General features: G+C 63.1%; 26 protein-coding genes. All 26 read right to left on the bottom strand.

The genetic code is table 11. The features are described from left to right. Position 1 precedes the first annotated feature (1 nt). The 26 genes from rpsD to tuf all read right to left on the bottom strand — a co-directional run bounded on the left by rpsD (position 2) and on the right by tuf (position 14,197). On the bottom strand, positions 2-631 hold the full coding sequence (gene rpsD / locus LIW09_RS02695) for a 30S ribosomal protein S4 (RefSeq protein ID WP_256646434.1): 630 nt from the start codon (positions 629-631) through the stop codon (positions 2-4). 19 nt (positions 632-650) lie between these two features. Continuing rightward, positions 651-1,043: a 30S ribosomal protein S11 gene (gene rpsK, locus LIW09_RS02690; protein ID WP_256646433.1), complete on the bottom strand. Its 393-nt coding sequence runs from the start codon at positions 1,041-1,043 to the stop codon at positions 651-653. A gap of 10 nt (positions 1,044-1,053) precedes the next feature. Beyond that, positions 1,054-1,410, bottom strand: coding sequence for a 30S ribosomal protein S13 (rpsM, locus tag LIW09_RS02685; protein ID WP_256646432.1), 357 nt, complete (start codon positions 1,408-1,410; stop codon positions 1,054-1,056). A gap of 395 nt (positions 1,411-1,805) precedes the next feature. Continuing rightward, positions 1,806-3,158 (bottom strand): preprotein translocase subunit SecY, encoded by a 1,353-nt coding sequence (gene secY, locus LIW09_RS02680; RefSeq protein WP_256646431.1) that lies wholly within the window; start codon positions 3,156-3,158, stop codon positions 1,806-1,808. A 7-nt stretch (positions 3,159-3,165) separates the two neighbouring features. Beyond that, positions 3,166-3,603: a 50S ribosomal protein L15 gene (rplO, locus tag LIW09_RS02675; RefSeq protein WP_256646430.1), complete on the bottom strand. Its 438-nt coding sequence runs from the start codon at positions 3,601-3,603 to the stop codon at positions 3,166-3,168. A gap of 4 nt (positions 3,604-3,607) precedes the next feature. Beyond that, on the bottom strand, positions 3,608-3,796 hold the full coding sequence (rpmD, locus tag LIW09_RS02670; protein WP_256646429.1) for a 50S ribosomal protein L30: 189 nt from the start codon (positions 3,794-3,796) through the stop codon (positions 3,608-3,610). Next, positions 3,789-4,328 carry a 30S ribosomal protein S5 gene (rpsE, locus tag LIW09_RS02665; protein ID WP_256646428.1) on the bottom strand — a complete coding sequence of 180 codons (540 nt, stop codon included), beginning with the start codon at positions 4,326-4,328 and terminating at the stop codon, positions 3,789-3,791. Before rpsE ends, rpmD begins: the two co-directional genes overlap by 8 nt. Before the next feature lie 159 nt (positions 4,329-4,487). Beyond that, positions 4,488-4,841, bottom strand: a complete 354-nt coding sequence (gene rplR / locus LIW09_RS02660; RefSeq protein ID WP_256646427.1) for a 50S ribosomal protein L18 — start codon at positions 4,839-4,841, stop codon at positions 4,488-4,490. Positions 4,842-4,883: 42 nt separating this feature from the next. Then, the gene (gene rplF / locus LIW09_RS02655; RefSeq protein ID WP_256646426.1) at positions 4,884-5,411 is read right to left on the bottom strand and encodes a 50S ribosomal protein L6; all 528 of its coding nucleotides are present in this window, start codon (positions 5,409-5,411) and stop codon (positions 4,884-4,886) included. 13 nt (positions 5,412-5,424) lie between these two features. Next, a complete protein-coding gene (gene rpsH / locus LIW09_RS02650) occupies positions 5,425-5,820 on the bottom strand; it encodes a 30S ribosomal protein S8 (protein WP_256646425.1) in 396 nt (131 codons plus the stop codon). 165 nt (positions 5,821-5,985) lie between these two features. After that, positions 5,986-6,291 (bottom strand): 30S ribosomal protein S14, encoded by a 306-nt coding sequence (rpsN, locus tag LIW09_RS02645; protein ID WP_256646424.1) that lies wholly within the window; start codon positions 6,289-6,291, stop codon positions 5,986-5,988. Positions 6,292-6,300: 9 nt separating this feature from the next. Then, a complete protein-coding gene (gene rplE / locus LIW09_RS02640) occupies positions 6,301-6,843 on the bottom strand; it encodes a 50S ribosomal protein L5 (protein ID WP_256646423.1) in 543 nt (180 codons plus the stop codon). 1 nt (position 6,844) lies between these two features. Next, positions 6,845-7,159 (bottom strand): 50S ribosomal protein L24, encoded by a 315-nt coding sequence (gene rplX, locus LIW09_RS02635; RefSeq protein ID WP_256646422.1) that lies wholly within the window; start codon positions 7,157-7,159, stop codon positions 6,845-6,847. Positions 7,160-7,175: 16 nt separating this feature from the next. Beyond that, positions 7,176-7,544, bottom strand: a complete 369-nt coding sequence (gene rplN, locus LIW09_RS02630) for a 50S ribosomal protein L14 (RefSeq protein WP_256646421.1) — start codon at positions 7,542-7,544, stop codon at positions 7,176-7,178. Positions 7,545-7,559: 15 nt separating this feature from the next. After that, complete coding sequence (gene rpsQ / locus LIW09_RS02625; protein ID WP_256646420.1) at positions 7,560-7,823, bottom strand: 30S ribosomal protein S17; 264 nt, start codon at positions 7,821-7,823, stop codon at positions 7,560-7,562. 12 nt (positions 7,824-7,835) lie between these two features. Beyond that, a complete protein-coding gene (gene rpmC, locus LIW09_RS02620; RefSeq protein WP_256646419.1) occupies positions 7,836-8,027 on the bottom strand; it encodes a 50S ribosomal protein L29 in 192 nt (63 codons plus the stop codon). Continuing rightward, positions 8,027-8,440, bottom strand: coding sequence for a 50S ribosomal protein L16 (gene rplP, locus LIW09_RS02615; protein ID WP_256646418.1), 414 nt, complete (start codon positions 8,438-8,440; stop codon positions 8,027-8,029). Before rplP ends, rpmC begins: the two co-directional genes overlap by 1 nt. A 3-nt stretch (positions 8,441-8,443) precedes the next feature. Continuing rightward, complete coding sequence (gene rpsC, locus LIW09_RS02610) at positions 8,444-9,196, bottom strand: 30S ribosomal protein S3 (RefSeq protein ID WP_256646417.1); 753 nt, start codon at positions 9,194-9,196, stop codon at positions 8,444-8,446. Positions 9,197-9,198: 2 nt separating this feature from the next. After that, positions 9,199-9,534, bottom strand: coding sequence for a 50S ribosomal protein L22 (gene rplV, locus LIW09_RS02605; RefSeq protein ID WP_256646416.1), 336 nt, complete (start codon positions 9,532-9,534; stop codon positions 9,199-9,201). Positions 9,535-9,544: 10 nt separating this feature from the next. Next, entirely contained in the window at positions 9,545-9,814 is a 270-nt protein-coding gene (gene rpsS / locus LIW09_RS02600; RefSeq protein WP_256646415.1) for a 30S ribosomal protein S19, read from the bottom strand. 6 nt (positions 9,815-9,820) lie between these two features. After that, on the bottom strand, positions 9,821-10,648 hold the full coding sequence (gene rplB / locus LIW09_RS02595; RefSeq protein WP_256646414.1) for a 50S ribosomal protein L2: 828 nt from the start codon (positions 10,646-10,648) through the stop codon (positions 9,821-9,823). A gap of 10 nt (positions 10,649-10,658) precedes the next feature. Further along, positions 10,659-10,955 (bottom strand): 50S ribosomal protein L23, encoded by a 297-nt coding sequence (rplW, locus tag LIW09_RS02590; protein ID WP_256646413.1) that lies wholly within the window; start codon positions 10,953-10,955, stop codon positions 10,659-10,661. Further along, entirely contained in the window at positions 10,952-11,557 is a 606-nt protein-coding gene (gene rplD, locus LIW09_RS02585) for a 50S ribosomal protein L4 (protein ID WP_256646412.1), read from the bottom strand. Before rplD ends, rplW begins: the two co-directional genes overlap by 4 nt. Positions 11,558-11,559: 2 nt before the next feature. Continuing rightward, the gene (gene rplC, locus LIW09_RS02580) at positions 11,560-12,216 is read right to left on the bottom strand and encodes a 50S ribosomal protein L3 (protein WP_256646411.1); all 657 of its coding nucleotides are present in this window, start codon (positions 12,214-12,216) and stop codon (positions 11,560-11,562) included. Positions 12,217-12,227: 11 nt separating this feature from the next. Beyond that, positions 12,228-12,539 carry a 30S ribosomal protein S10 gene (gene rpsJ / locus LIW09_RS02575; protein ID WP_223626372.1) on the bottom strand — a complete coding sequence of 104 codons (312 nt, stop codon included), beginning with the start codon at positions 12,537-12,539 and terminating at the stop codon, positions 12,228-12,230. A gap of 467 nt (positions 12,540-13,006) precedes the next feature. Next, positions 13,007-14,197 (bottom strand): elongation factor Tu, encoded by a 1,191-nt coding sequence (gene tuf, locus LIW09_RS02570; protein WP_256646399.1) that lies wholly within the window; start codon positions 14,195-14,197, stop codon positions 13,007-13,009. Between the last annotated feature and the right edge of the window lie 4 nt (positions 14,198-14,201).

Raw genomic sequence — 14,201 nt, 5'->3', positions numbered from 1 at the left:
CTTACTTCGAGTACAGCTCGACGATCAGCGCTTCGTTGATGTCGCTGGGCAGATCCGCACGATCCGGGACGGCCTTGAACACGCCGGCGAACTTGCCCGAATCCACTTCAACCCACGAAGGGGACAGGTTCATCTGCGACGAGACGTCCAGGGACTCCTTGACGCGAGACTGCTTGGCCGCCTTCTCCGACAGGGCAATCGCGTCGCCAGCCTTGACCGCGTAGGACGGCAGGTTGACCGACTTGCCGTTCACGGTGACACCGCGATGGCTGACCAGCTGGCGTGCCGCCGGCCGGGTGACCGCGAAGCCCATGCGATAGACGACGTTGTCCAGGCGGGTCTCCAGCAACTGCAGGAGGTTCTCGCCAGTGTTGCCCTTCTTGGTCGCGGCTTTCTTGTAGTAGTTGCGGAACTGGCGCTCCAGCAGACCGTAGATACGCTTGACCTTCTGCTTCTCGCGCAGCTGGGTGGCGTAATCGGACAGCTTGCCCTTGCGGACATTGGCGCCGTGCTGGCCGGGCTTTTGCTCCAGCTTGCACTTGGAATCGAGCGCGCGCGCAGGCGACTTCAGCGAGAGGTCTGCGCCTTCGCGACGGGCGAGCTTACAGGTGGGACCGATGTAACGAGCCATGTTCTAGTGCTCCCGAGCGTCAAACGCGACGCTTCTTCGGCGGACGGCACCCGTTGTGCGGGATTGGCGTCACGTCGATGATGTTGAGGATCTTGTAGCCGACGTTGTTCAACGAACGCACGGCAGATTCGCGGCCCGGACCCGGGCCCTTGATGCGCACTTCCAGCGCCTTCACACCGTAGTCCAGAGCAGCCTTGCCGGCCTTCTCCGCGGCAACCTGTGCGGCGAACGGGGTGGACTTGCGCGAGCCGCGGAAGCCCGCGCCGCCCGAAGTCGCCCAGCTCAGCGCATTGCCCTGCCGGTCGGTGATGGTGATGATGGTGTTGTTGAAGGACGCGTGCACGTGGGCGATCCCGTCGGTGACGACGCGCTTGATCTTCTTCTTGGTCTTTGCTGCGTTTGGCTTGGCCATGATTTACCCCTTACTTCCTGATGGCCTTGCGCGGACCCTTGCGGGTACGAGCATTGGTGCGGGTGCGCTGACCGCGAAGCGGCAAGCCACGACGATGGCGCAAGCCGCGATAGCAGCCCAGGTCCATCAGGCGCTTGATCGCCATGCCGACCTCGCGACGCAGGTCGCCTTCGACCACGCACTTGCCGACTTCGGCGCGCAAGCGCTCGACTTCCGGCTCGGACAGGTCACGGATCTTGGTCGACGTGTTGACGCCGGCCGCTTCACAGACCTGCTTGGAACGGGTACGGCCAATGCCGTAGATGCTTTGCAACCCAACCCAGACATGCTTCTGGGCAGGCAGGTTGACGCCTGCAATACGCGCCATAAGGCGATCTCCGATATACGAAATGACGCCGAACCAAAGGTCCCGGCGTGGTGAACATGAAATTATAACCAAATCCCGGCGATTCAGGAAGCCCGGCTACCGAGGCGGCAGCCAGACCCGGCATGGGGAGTGTGCCCATGCTCCGGCGACGGCCCCGGACTGGCAGTACCAAGACAAATCGCCCTGGCCTGCCCGCGCGCTACTCCGGCACGCGGATCGGTCCGAGGCCACCCACGCGCGGGATCATTGCGCAGGTCGCCCAGTTGCCGTGCGGACGCATTCGTTCCACGCCGGCGGTATTTCGTTGCCATCCAGGGCCCAACAAACGGCCTGTTCAGGCCAGCCCGGCCGTCCTGGCCGGTGCAACAAGCTTCACCGTGCAAACCACGGACGCATCAACGCGTCCGCGATCCGCCCTTGAGGTTGGCCTTTTTCAGCAAGCTCTCGTACTGGTGCGACATCAGGTGCGCCTGGATCTGCGCAATGAAATCCATCACCACCACCACCACGATCAGCAGCGATGTACCGCCAAAGTAGAAGGACGTTCCAAGCTTGGTGCGCATCAGCTCCGGCAACAGGCAAACCAGGACCAGATACAGCGCACCGGCTCCCGTCAAACGCGTCAGCACGCCGTCGATGTATTCGCCGGTCGCCTTGCCCGGGCGGATGCCCGGAATCAGCGCACCCGACTTCTTGAGGTTGTCGGCCGTTTCCTGCGAATTGAACACCAGCGCCGTGTAGAAGAACGCAAACCCGATGATCAGCGCAGCCAGCAGGATCATGTGCAGCGGCTCGCCGGGTGACAGCATCTGACTCACCTTCTGCAGCCACACCGTCGCCGGGCTGCCCGACTGGCCGAACCAGGTCGATGCGGTCGCCGGGAACATGATGATCGACGAAGCGAAGATCGGCGGGATCACGCCCGACATGTTGAGCTTGAGCGGCAGGAACGAACTCTGGTTCTGGTAACCACCGCGGCCGCCCTGGCGGCGCGCGTAATTCACGGTGATGCGGCGCTGGCCGCTTTCCATGAACACGACGAACCAGGTGACTGCCACCACGATCGCCAGAATCACGAAGACCGTGATCCACTGCATGTCACCGCTGCTGGCCTGCTGCAGGGTATGCAACACCGCGCCAGGCAAACCGGCCACGATCCCGGCGAAAATGATCAACGAAACACCGTTGCCGATGCCGCGCTCGGTCACCTGCTCACCCAGCCACATCAGGAACACCGTGCCCGCGGTCAGTGACACCACCGCCGTCAGCACGAAACCAGGGCCGGGGTTGTAGACCACCGGTACGCCGCTTCCGGCGCCCTGGTGCTGCAGCGCGATGGCAATGCCCGCAGCCTGGAACACCGCCAGGAACACCGACCCGACGCGCGAGTACTGGGTGATCTTGCGACGCCCGGACTCGCCCTCTTTCTGCATCGCCTTCAGGCTGGGCAGGATCTGGACCATCAGCTGCATCACGATCGAGGCAGAAATGTATGGCATCACGTTCAGCGCAAGCAGGCTGAAGCGCGAAAGAGCGCCGCCGGAGAACATGTTGAACATGTCCACCACGGTGCCCTTCTGCGCATTCATCAGCTGCAGCATCGCCTCCGGGTTCACACCCGGCACCGGGATGTAGCACCCGATGCGATAGACGATCAGCGCACCCACGACGAACAGCAGGCGCGAGCGGAGTTCTGCGAACTTGCCCGCGCCCATGATCCCGGCCAATGCATCCGCGCTGCGCGACATGCCTGGCTTACTCCGCCAGCTTGCCGCCGGCCGCTTCGATCGCGGCCTTGGCGCCAGCGGTCGCAGCGATGCCCTTCAGCACGTAGGCCTTGCTGACCTCGCCCTTGGCAACAACCTTGGCGCGCTTGGCCGACGCCGGAACCAGCTTGGCCGCGCGCAGGGCAGCGAAATCCACCTCGCCCGCCGGCAGCGTGTCCAGCTTGTACAGCAACACCTCGGCGCAGTCGTTGGACAGCTTCGAGCGGAAGCCGATCTTCGGCAGGCGACGCTGCATCGGCATCTGGCCGCCTTCAAAACCGGCCTTGATCTTGCCCTTGCCGGCGCGCGCGAACGAACCCTTGTGGCCGCGGCCACAGGTCTTGCCGAGGCCGGAGCCGATGCCACGACCGACGCGGCGTGCGTCTTGGCGAGCGCCGTCAGCGGGCTTGAGCGTATTGAGCTTCATGCGATTACTCCTCGACCCGAACCAGGTAATGCAGTTGATTGATCAGGCCGCGCACCTGCGGGCTGTCTTTCAGCTCGCGAACGCTATTGAGCTTGCCCAGGCCAAGCGCCTTCACCGACAAGCGGTGACGCGCCTGGGTGCCGCGCAGGCCCTTGACCAGGCGGACCTTGATGGTCTTGGTGTCATTAGCCATTGATCAAATCCTCCACCTTCTTGCCGCGCTTGGCGGCGATCCGGGTCGGCGACTGCATCGCCTCCAGACCCTTGACCGTGGCGCGCACCAGGTTGATCGGGTTACGCGAACCGACCGCCTTGGCCAACACGTTCTTGACGCCCACCGCTTCCAGCACGGCGCGCATGGCGCCACCGGCGATCACGCCGGTACCTTCGGACGCCGGCTGCATGTACACGCGTGCCGCGCCGTGCCCGGCCTTCACCGCGTGATGCAGGGTGCCGTTGTTGAGCTCGACCGTGCTCATGCTCTTGCGGGCGTATTCCATCGACTTCTGGATGGCAACCGGCACTTCACGCGCCTTGCCATAGCCGAAGCCGACCTTGCCTGCGCCGTCACCCACCACCGTCAATGCGGTGAAAGTGAACTGGCGACCACCCTTGACGGTCTTGCTGACGCGATTGACCGCGATCAGCTTTTCGATCATGCCGTCATCGACTTCTTCGCGGTCGCGATTGCGATCACGCCCGCGGGATTCGCGCTGTTCTGCCATTTCGATGTCTCGATTGATTGATGGAATTTGCGGCGTGGCCGCTTATGGTTGTGATGTGTTGCAGGTGTTCCGCCGCGGCCGCAACCGACCGGGGCGTCCGATGCCACTCGCATCGACGAATAAGCAAGGCGCGCGGACCTGAGCCCACCGCGCCATCACTCAGAACTGCAGACCACCCTCGCGTGCAGCATCGGCCAGGGCCTTGATGCGACCGTGATAACGGTAGCCGGAACGGTCAAACGCAACCCGCTCGATACCGGCAGCCTTCGCGCGCTCGGCAATCACCTTGCCGACGCGAACAGCGGCTTCGGCATTCTTGCCGTTCTTCAAGCCATCCTTGACGTCGGCCTGCAGGGTGCTGGCCGACGCCAGGACCTTTGCGCCATCGGCAGTGAACAGCTGTGCATACAGGTGCTGTCCGGTGCGCAACACCGACAGGCGCGGCACGCCAAGTTCACGAATGTGCGAGCGCGTGGACTTGGCACGACGCAGGCGGGCGATCTTCTTTTCCATGGTTCTCTTCTCCGAAAGCTGAAAACGCTTTATCCCGCGGGATTACGCTTTCTTCGCTTCCTTGCGGATGATGGTCTCGTCGGAATACTTCACGCCCTTGCCCTTGTAGGGCTCCGGCGGGCGGTAGCCGCGGATCTTGGCAGCAACTTCACCCACCAGCTGCTTGTCAGCACCCGTCACGACGATCTCGGTCTGGGTCGGCGCATTGATGGTGATGCCATCGGGCGCTGCGTACAGGATCGGGTGCGAATAACCCAACGCCAGGCTCAAATCCTTGCCCTGCATGGTGGCGCGATACCCCACGCCGACCAACTCGAGCTTGCGCTCGAAGCCGGTGCTGACGCCATGCACCATGTTGGCGAGGATCGCACGCAGGGTGCCGGTCAGCGGGACCAGACCGGCGTCGGCGGCGGACAGCTGCATGCTGTCGCCATCGACCTTGACTTCGATTCCGGCCGGCTTGGCGATGCTCAGCGTGCCCTTGGGGCCCTTGACGCTGACGATTTCCGGCTGGACGTTGATTTCGACACCCTTGACCAGGGCAACGGGCTTCTTGGCAACTCGGGACATGGTCGTTACTCCCTTAAGCCACGATGCACAAGACTTCACCGCCGACGCCCTGCTGGCGCGCCTTCGAGTCGGTCATGATGCCCTTGGAGGTGGAAATGATGGCGATTCCAAGGCCATGAAGCACCTTCGGCAGATCGTCCTTGCCACGGTAATGACGCAAGCCCGAGCGCGAAACGCGCTTCAGGGTGTCGATGACCGGCTTGCCTTCGAAATACTTCAGGGCGATTTCCAATTCGGCCTTGGCGCCGTTCTGGGTCACCCGGGCGTCAGCGATGTAGCCTTCGTCCTTGAGGACGGCGGCAATCGCAACCTTGGTCTTGGAGGACGGCATTTTTACCGCCGGCTTGCCAACCGCAGCCGCATTCTTGATGCGGACCAGCATGTCGGCGATGGGATCAGTCATGCTCATGTAGGTTCACCTGATGAGTAGCACCGATATCCGCTTTCGCGAAAATCTGTCGGATTGTGGACGCCGCTTCCGGCGCTTGTTGCGGCCAAGGCCCCGCATTCCTGCGAGGCCCCGGATTCGCTACTGCCGCGTTTACGACAGGTAGCGGAGCAGTATAGCAGGTTTTTACCAGCTTGCCTTGCGCAGACCCGGAACATCGCCGCGCATGGTGGCTTCGCGCAGCTTGTTGCGGCCCAAGCCGAACTTGGCATACACGCCACGCGGACGGCCGGTCAGGACGCAGCGGCTGGTCTGCCGCGACGGCGACGAGTCGCGCGGCAGCTTCTGCAGCTTGACCGCGGCGGCCATCTTGTCCTCATAGGACGCATCCTGGCTGGAGATGACCTTCTTCAGCGCCTCACGCTTGGCGGCATGCTGCTTCGCCAGCTTGTTGCGCTTGGTCTCGCGATTGATCATGGAAGTCTTGGCCATGACGTGTCCTTAGTTGCGGAACGGGAAGCGGAAGGCTTCGAGCAGGGCCTTGGCCTCGGCGTCGGTCTTCGCGGTGGTGGTGATGGCAATGTCCATGCCGCGCATTGCATCAACGGCGTCGAAATCGATCTCCGGGAAGATGATCTGTTCCTTCACGCCCATGTTGTAGTTGCCACGACCATCGAATGAACGGCCCGACACGCCGCGGAAGTCACGAACGCGTGGCAGCGAGATGTTGATCAAGCGGTCGAGGAACTCGAACATGCGTTCGCGGCGCAGGGTCACCTTGCAGCCGATCGGCCAGCCGTCGCGGATCTTGAACGACGCCACGGACACGCGCGACTTCGTCACGATCGGCTTCTGCCCGGAGATCTTGGCCATTTCGGCGACGGCGCTTTCCAGCACCTTCTTGTTGGTGGCCGCCTCGCCCACGCCCATGTTCAGCGTGACCTTGATCAGCTTGGGCACCTGCATGGGATTGGTGTAGCCGAATTGCTGCATCAGCTTCGGCACCACTTCGTCCTTGTAGAACTTTTCGAGCCTGGTGTTCATGTCAGATAGCCTCGCCGCTGGAGCGGAAAACGCGCAGGCGCGTTCCATTCTCGAGCACCTTGGTGGAAACGCGCTCGCCCTTGCCCGTCGCCGGGTTCAGCAGCATCACGTTTGAAATGTGGATCGACGCCTCGCGCTCAATCACGCCACCGGGCTGGCCGGCCTGGGGATTGGGCTTGGTGTGGCGCTTGACCAGGTTCAAATTGGCGACATACACGCGCTCTCCATCGACGCGCAGCACTTCGCCGGTCTGGCCCTTGATCTTCTTGTTGCCAGTGGTCACGACCACCTGGTCACCCTTGCGGATACGGTTCATGTTTTCCTTCCTCCGCTCAGAGCACTTCAGGCGCGAGCGAGACGATCTTCATGAACTTCTCGGAGCGCAGCTCGCGGGTGACTGGCCCGAAAATGCGGGTCCCGATGGGTTCTTGCTTGTTGTTCAGCAACACGGCGGCGTTGCCGTCGAAGCGGATCAGCGAGCCGTCGGGGCGGCGCACGCCCTTGCGGGTGCGGACCACCACGGCGTCATAGACGTCGCCCTTCTTGACTTTGCCACGCGGAATCGCGTCCTTCACCGACACCTTGATGATGTCACCGATGCCTGCGTAGCGGCGCTTGGAGCCGCCCAGCACCTTGATGCACATCAGTTCCTTGGCACCCGAGTTGTCGGCAACGTCGAGATAGCTCTGCATCTGGATCATGGCTGTCTCTCCTGGTTACTCGGCGGCGCGGGTGAGGATTTGCACCACCCGCCAGTTCTTGGTCTTGGACATCGGCGCGCACTCGGCCACCCGCACCACATCACCCTCGTTGCAGGCGTTGTCGGCGTCATGGGCGTGGAGCTTGGTCGAGCGGCGGATGTACTTGCCGTACAGCGCGTGCTTGACCTGGCGCTCGACGAGCACCGTCACGGTCTTGTCCATCTTGTTGCTGACAACACGGCCTTCGACCGTATGCAGCTTCTTGGTTTGTTCGGTCATGGCGCCCGTTCCTTACTTCATCTGGCCGAGCAACGTGTTGACGCGAGCGATCTCGCGCCTCACGCGGCGTGGCTCATTGGCCTTGGACGGAGGCAGCTGGCCGGTGGCCTTCTGCATCCGCAGCGCAAAACGCTCTTTCTGCAGCTCGACCATGTGGGCCTTCAGCTCGTCCGTCGACTTCTGACGCAGTTGCTTGAGTTCCATCAGCGCACCGTCCGGGTCACGAAAGTGGTGGTGACCGAGAGCTTGGCAGCGGCCAGGCGGAACGCCTCGCGCGCCACCTCCTCACTTACGCCCTCGATTTCGTAAATCATGCGGCCGGGCTGGATCTGCGCGACCCAGTACTCCACATTGCCCTTGCCGGAGCCCATTCGGACTTCGATCGGCTTCTTGGTGATCGGCTTGTCGGGGAACACGCGGATCCACATCTTGCCGCCACGCTTGACGTAACGGCTGATGGAACGACGCGCGGCCTCGATCTGGCGCGCAGTGAGCTGGCCGGTGGCGGTCGCCTTCAGGCCGAACTCGCCGAAGCTGACGGCATTGCCGTTCCAGCTCAGGCCTTCATTGCGGCCCTTGTGGACCTTTCGATATTTGGTTCGCTTGGGTTGCAACATGGTTTAGTCCCTCGCTTCGCCGCGCTCAGCGCGGTCGCCACGGTCGCGGCGCGGGCCGCGCGGACGCTCACGGTCACCGCCACGCGGTGCCGGGGAGTCATCCTGCTTTTCCTGGCCGATCTGGGTGAAATCAAAAATCTCGCCCTTGTACACCCACACCTTGATGCCGATGATGCCGTAGGTTGTCTTCGCCTCGGCGAAGCCATAGTCGATGTCGGCGCGCAGCGTATGCAGCGGCACGCGGCCTTCGCGATACCACTCCGAACGGGCGATTTCAGCGCCGTTCAAGCGGCCGGCGACATTGACCTTGATGCCCAGCGCGCCGAGGCGCATCGCATTGCCCACCGCACGCTTCATTGCGCGGCGGAACATGATGCGGCGCTCCAGCTGCTGCGCGATGGACTCGGCCACCAGCTGCGCATCGAGCTCGGGCTTGCGCACTTCGGTCACATTGATGTGTGCCGGAACACCCATCACGTCCGACACTTCCTTGCGCAGCTTCTCGATGTCCTCGCCGCGCTTGCCGATCACCACGCCCGGACGGGCGGTGTGGATGGTCACGCGCGCGTTGTTGGCCGGACGCTCGATCAGGATCTTGCTGATGCCCGCCTGGGCCAGCTTCTTGCGAAGCATCTCGCGAACCTTGAGGTCGGCGGCCAGGTAACCGGCGAACTGCTTCTTGCCGGCATACCACTTGGAATTCCAGTCTTTCGAAATGCCCAGGCGGATGCCGATTGGATTGACTTTATGACCCATGATTACTTGCCCTCGCCAACGATCACGGTGATGTGGCTGGTGCGCTTGGTGATGCGCGTGCCACGACCCTTCGCACGCGCCATGAAGCGCTTCAGCGAGGGACCTTCATCAACCATGATGGTCATGACATTCAGCTCGTCTGCATCGGCGCCGTTGTTGTTCTCGGCATTCGACGCTGCGGAAAACACGACCTTGTAGATCATGCCTGCAGCCTTCTTGTCCGAGAACTTCAACAGGTCGAGCGCACGGGCAACGGGAAGGCCACGCACCTGGTCGGCGACCAGGCGGGCCTTCTGCGGGGAGATGCGCGCACTGCGCAGGATGGCTTTCGCTTCCATGGTCATCTCCTTACTTCCCGCTCTTCTTGTCGCCGCCATGACCCTTGAACGTCCGGGTCACCGCGAACTCGCCAAGCTTGTGACCGATCATGTTCTCGTTGATCAGCACCGGGACATGGTTCTTGCCGTTGTGCACGGCGATGGTGATCCCGATCATTTCGGGCAGGATCGTCGAACGACGCGACCAGGTCTTGATCGGCTTCTTGCTGTTGCCCGCGACTTCCACCTTCTTCTGCAGGTGATGGTCGATGAACGGGCCCTTCTTGAGTGAACGTGCCATTGCCGATTAGCTCCTGCGATCGCGCACGATGAACTGCTGGGTGCGCTTGTTCTTGCGGGTCTTGTAACCCTTGGTGGGCACGCCCCACGGGGTGACCGGATGCGGATTGCCCTGTCCGGCCTTGGCTTCACCACCGCCGTGCGGATGGTCGACCGGGTTCATCGCGGCGCCGCGGACGGTGGGCTTGACGCCGCGCCAGCGGGTCGCACCGGCCTTGCCGAGCTTCTCCAGGGAGTGTTCGTCGTTGCCGACTTCACCGATGGTGGCGCGGCATTCCGCAGGCACCCGGCGCATCTCGCCGGAGCGCAGGCGCAGCGTTGCGTAAACGCCCTCGCGGGCGACCAGCTGCACGCCGGCGCCGGCGGCACGCGCGATCTGCGCACCCTTGCCCGGCTTCATCTCGATGCAATGCACGGTGGAACCGACCGGGATGTTGCGCAGCGGCAGCGTATTGCCGGCCTTGATCGGCGCATCACGACCCGCGATCACCTGGTCGCCCGCCTTCAGGCCCTTCGGCGCGATGATGTAGCGACGCTCGCCATCGGCGTAGCACAGCAGCGCGATATGCGCGGTGCGGTTGGGATCGTATTCGATCCGCTCCACGCGCGCAGGAATGCCTTCCTTGTCGCGCTTGAAGTCGATGATGCGGTAATGCTGCTTGTGACCACCACCGATGTGGCGGGTGGTGATCCGCCCGTGGTGATTGCGGCCGCCGGAGTTGCTCTTCTTCTCGAGCAACGCCTCATGGGGCGCGCCCTTGTGCAGGCCGGGGGTGACCACGCGGACCGCCGAACGGCGACCAGGCGAGGTGGGCTTGAATGTCATCAGTGCCATGGGTCGTTCCTCAGGCCGCGGCCGTCATCACGTCAATCGCCTGGCCTTCGGCCAGCGTGACGTACGCCTTGCGCCAGTCGCCACGGCGACCTTGGCGTGACTTGAAGGACTTGGACTTGCCCTTCACGTTCACCACGTTGACCGCCTCGACCTTGACGTCGAAGATTTTCTCGACCGCAGCCTTGACATCGGCCTTGGTGGCGGTCTTCGCGATTTCAAAGACGTATTGGTTGGAGACTTCCTGCAGACGCGCGGTCTTTTCGGACACGCGCGGCGCACGGATCACTTCATACAGATTGGCGCTCATGCCAGCCACTCCTCGATCTTCTTCACCGCGTCAGCGGTGATCAGCACGGTGTCGGCACCGACCAGCGAAACCGGATCCAGACCCTGCACGTCACGCACCTGCACATACGGCAGATTGCGGGCAGACAGGTACAGATTGTCGGAGGCACCTTCAGTGACGATCAGCGGGCGCTGACCGGCACCGAGCTCTTTCAGCTTGGACACCAGACCAGCGGTCTTCGGCGCTTCCACTTCAAAGCCATCGAGCACGGTGATGCGGCCCTGGCGATTCAGCTCGGACAGGATCGCGGACATTGCAGCGCGGTACATCTTGCGATTGACCTTCTGCGCGAAGGTGCGCGGCTTTGCCGCGAAGGTCACACCGCCGCCGACGAAGATCGGAGCCGTCAGCGCGCCATGACGCGCACCGCCGCCCTTTTGCTTCTTCGATTTCTTGGTGGTGCCGTTGACTTCCGAACGGGTCTTCTGCGCCTTGGTACCGGCGCGACCGGCGTTGCGGTAGGCAACAACGACCTGGTGCACCAGGTCTTCGCTGAACTCGCGGCCAAACACGGCGTCGGAAACCGACACGGCGCCCTTGCCGCCATTGATGCTCAGTTCCATGTTCAGACTCCCTTGCTCGTCGGGCGCACGATCACGTCGCCGCCCGGGGCACCCGGGACCGCGCCGCGCACGGCAATCAAACCGCGCTCGGCATCAACCTTGACCACCTGCAAGCCCTGCGTGGTCTGGTTGACGTGACCCATGTGGCCCGCCATTTTCTTGCCCGGAAACACGCGGCCGGGCGTCTGGCGCTGGCCGATGGAGCCAGGCGAACGGTGCGACAGCGAGTTGCCGTGGGTGGCATCACCCATGGAGAAGTTCCAGCGCTTGATGGTGCCCTGGAAGCCCTTGCCCTTGGTCACGCCCTGCACATCGACCATCTGGCCTTCACTGAAGATGTCGGCCTTGATCTCGCCACCCACTTCAAAACCATTGAGCTGGTCGGCTTCCACGCGCAACTCCCACAAGCCGCGACCCGCCTCCACCTTGGCCTTGGCCAGGTGACCGGTCGCCGGCTTGGTGAGCAGGCTGGCACGCTTGACGCCCGCGGTCACCTGCAGCGCGGAATAGCCGTCGGTTTCGACGGTCTTCACCTGGGTGATGCGGTTCGGGGTTGCCTCGATCAAGGTCACCGGAATGGACTTGCCATCTTCGGTGAACATGCGGCTCATGCCGGCCTTGCGACCGATGATGCCGAGCGAATATTTCTTCGCGCTCATCTGCGGTCTCCTCAGGTCAACTTGATCTGGACATCAACGCCAGCCGCGAGTTCGAGCTTCATCAGCGCGTCCACGGTCTTGTCGTTGGGGTCGACGATATCGAGCACGCGCTTGTGCGTGCGGGTTTCGTACTGGTCGCGCGCGTCTTTGTCGACGTGGGGCGAGGTCTGTACGGTGTAACGCTCGATCTTGGTCGGCAGCGGGATCGGGCCGCGCACTTGCGCGCCGGTCCGCTTGGCCGTCTCGACGATCTCGCTGGCCGAACGGTCGATCAGACGATGATCGAACGCCTTCAGCCGGATGCGAATCTTCTGGTCCGCCATGGGAGAAATCCTTGTATCTAAAGAGCGACAGGTGGGACGGCGTAGTTGCGCCACACCCCGTGAGGACAACGGTTACTGCGGTGATGCCGGGAAAACAGACTGGCGGCCCGGTCACCCGGCCCGCCAGCATGGGAATTCATGAACGCACCGAAGGGCCCCGCCGAAGTGCTCCGGATAAGTCCGGAACGGACGAGGCCTTGCCGTGCGACATTTCCCTGTCTGGCGAATACGAGGCGCTTCCTGCACCTCTTTTCGCTTCCTTTGGAAATTCGCATTTCCGCAGGGGTCTTGCATTCTAACGGATGCAATCAGGACTGCGCAAGCCCTGATTGCAACTTTCGATTGGTCATTCCCGCGAGCGCGGGACTCCAGCCTTTAGCTTGGCGGCTTGTCGAAGCTGGATCCCCGCCTGCGCGGGGATGGCGCAACCGCAGCCGTGCGCGCACAGCGCGCACGGGCGGATTGCGTCACTTGATGATCTTCGCCACCACGCCGGCGCCGACGGTACGGCCGCCTTCGCGGATCGCGAAACGCAGGCCTTCGTCCATCGCCACCGGGTTGATCAGCGACACCACCATCTTCACGTTGTCGCCCGGCATCACCATCTCCACGCCTTCCGGCAGGGTCACCGCGCCGGTGATGTCGGTCGTGCGGAAGTAGAACTGCGGGCGGTAGCCCTTGAAGAACGGGGTATGACGACCACCCTCGTCCTTCGACAGCACGTACACCTCGGCCTCGAACTCGGTGTGCGGGGTGATCGAACCCGGCTTGCACAGCACCTGGCCGCGCTCCACGTCGTCACGCTTGGTGCCGCGCAGCAGCAGGCCCGCGTTGTCGCCCGCCTGGCCCTGGTCCAGCAGCTTGCGGAACATTTCCACGCCGGTCACCGTGGTCTTCTGGGTCGGGCGGATGCCGACGATCTCGATTTCCTCGCCCACCTTGATCACGCCGCGCTCGATGCGGCCGGTCACCACGGTGCCGCGGCCCGAGATCGAGAACACGTCTTCCACCGGCATCAGGAACGGCTTGTCGATCGCGCGCTCCGGCTCCGGAATCCAGGTGTCCAGCGCTTCCACCAGCTTCACGATCGACGGCACGCCGATCTCGCTCTGGTCGCCTTCCAGCGCCAGACGCGCCGAACCCGAAATGATCGGGGTGTCGTCGCCCGGGAAATCGTACTTGCTCAGCAACTCGCGGACTTCCATCTCCACCAGCTCCAGCAGCTCGGCGTCGTCCACCATGTCCGCCTTGTTCAGGTAGACCACGATGTACGGCACGCCCACCTGGCGCGACAGCAGGATGTGCTCGCGCGTCTGCGGCATCGGGCCGTCAGCGGCCGAGCACACCAGGATCGCGCCGTCCATCTGCGCCGCACCCGTGATCATGTTCTTCACGTAGTCGGCGTGGCCCGGGCAATCCACGTGCGCGTAGTGGCGGTTCGGCGATTCGTATTCCACGTGCGCCGTCGAGATCGTGATCCCGCGCGCCTTCTCTTCCGGCGCCGCGTCGATCGCGTCATAGGCCTTGAACTCGCCGCCGAAACGCTCCGCGCCCACCTTCGTCAGCGCCGCCGTCAGCGTCGTCTTGCCGTGGTCCACGTGACCGATCGTGCCCACGTTCACGTGGGGCTTGGTGCGCTCGAACTTACCCTTTGCCATTGTC

Origin of the sequence: Thermomonas paludicola (assembly GCF_024498955.1) — a bacterium.
GTDB lineage: Bacteria > Pseudomonadota > Gammaproteobacteria > Xanthomonadales > Xanthomonadaceae > Thermomonas > Thermomonas paludicola.
The sequence above is the reverse complement of the archived record's forward strand: the minus strand, read 5'-3'. Positions and strand labels throughout refer to the sequence as shown.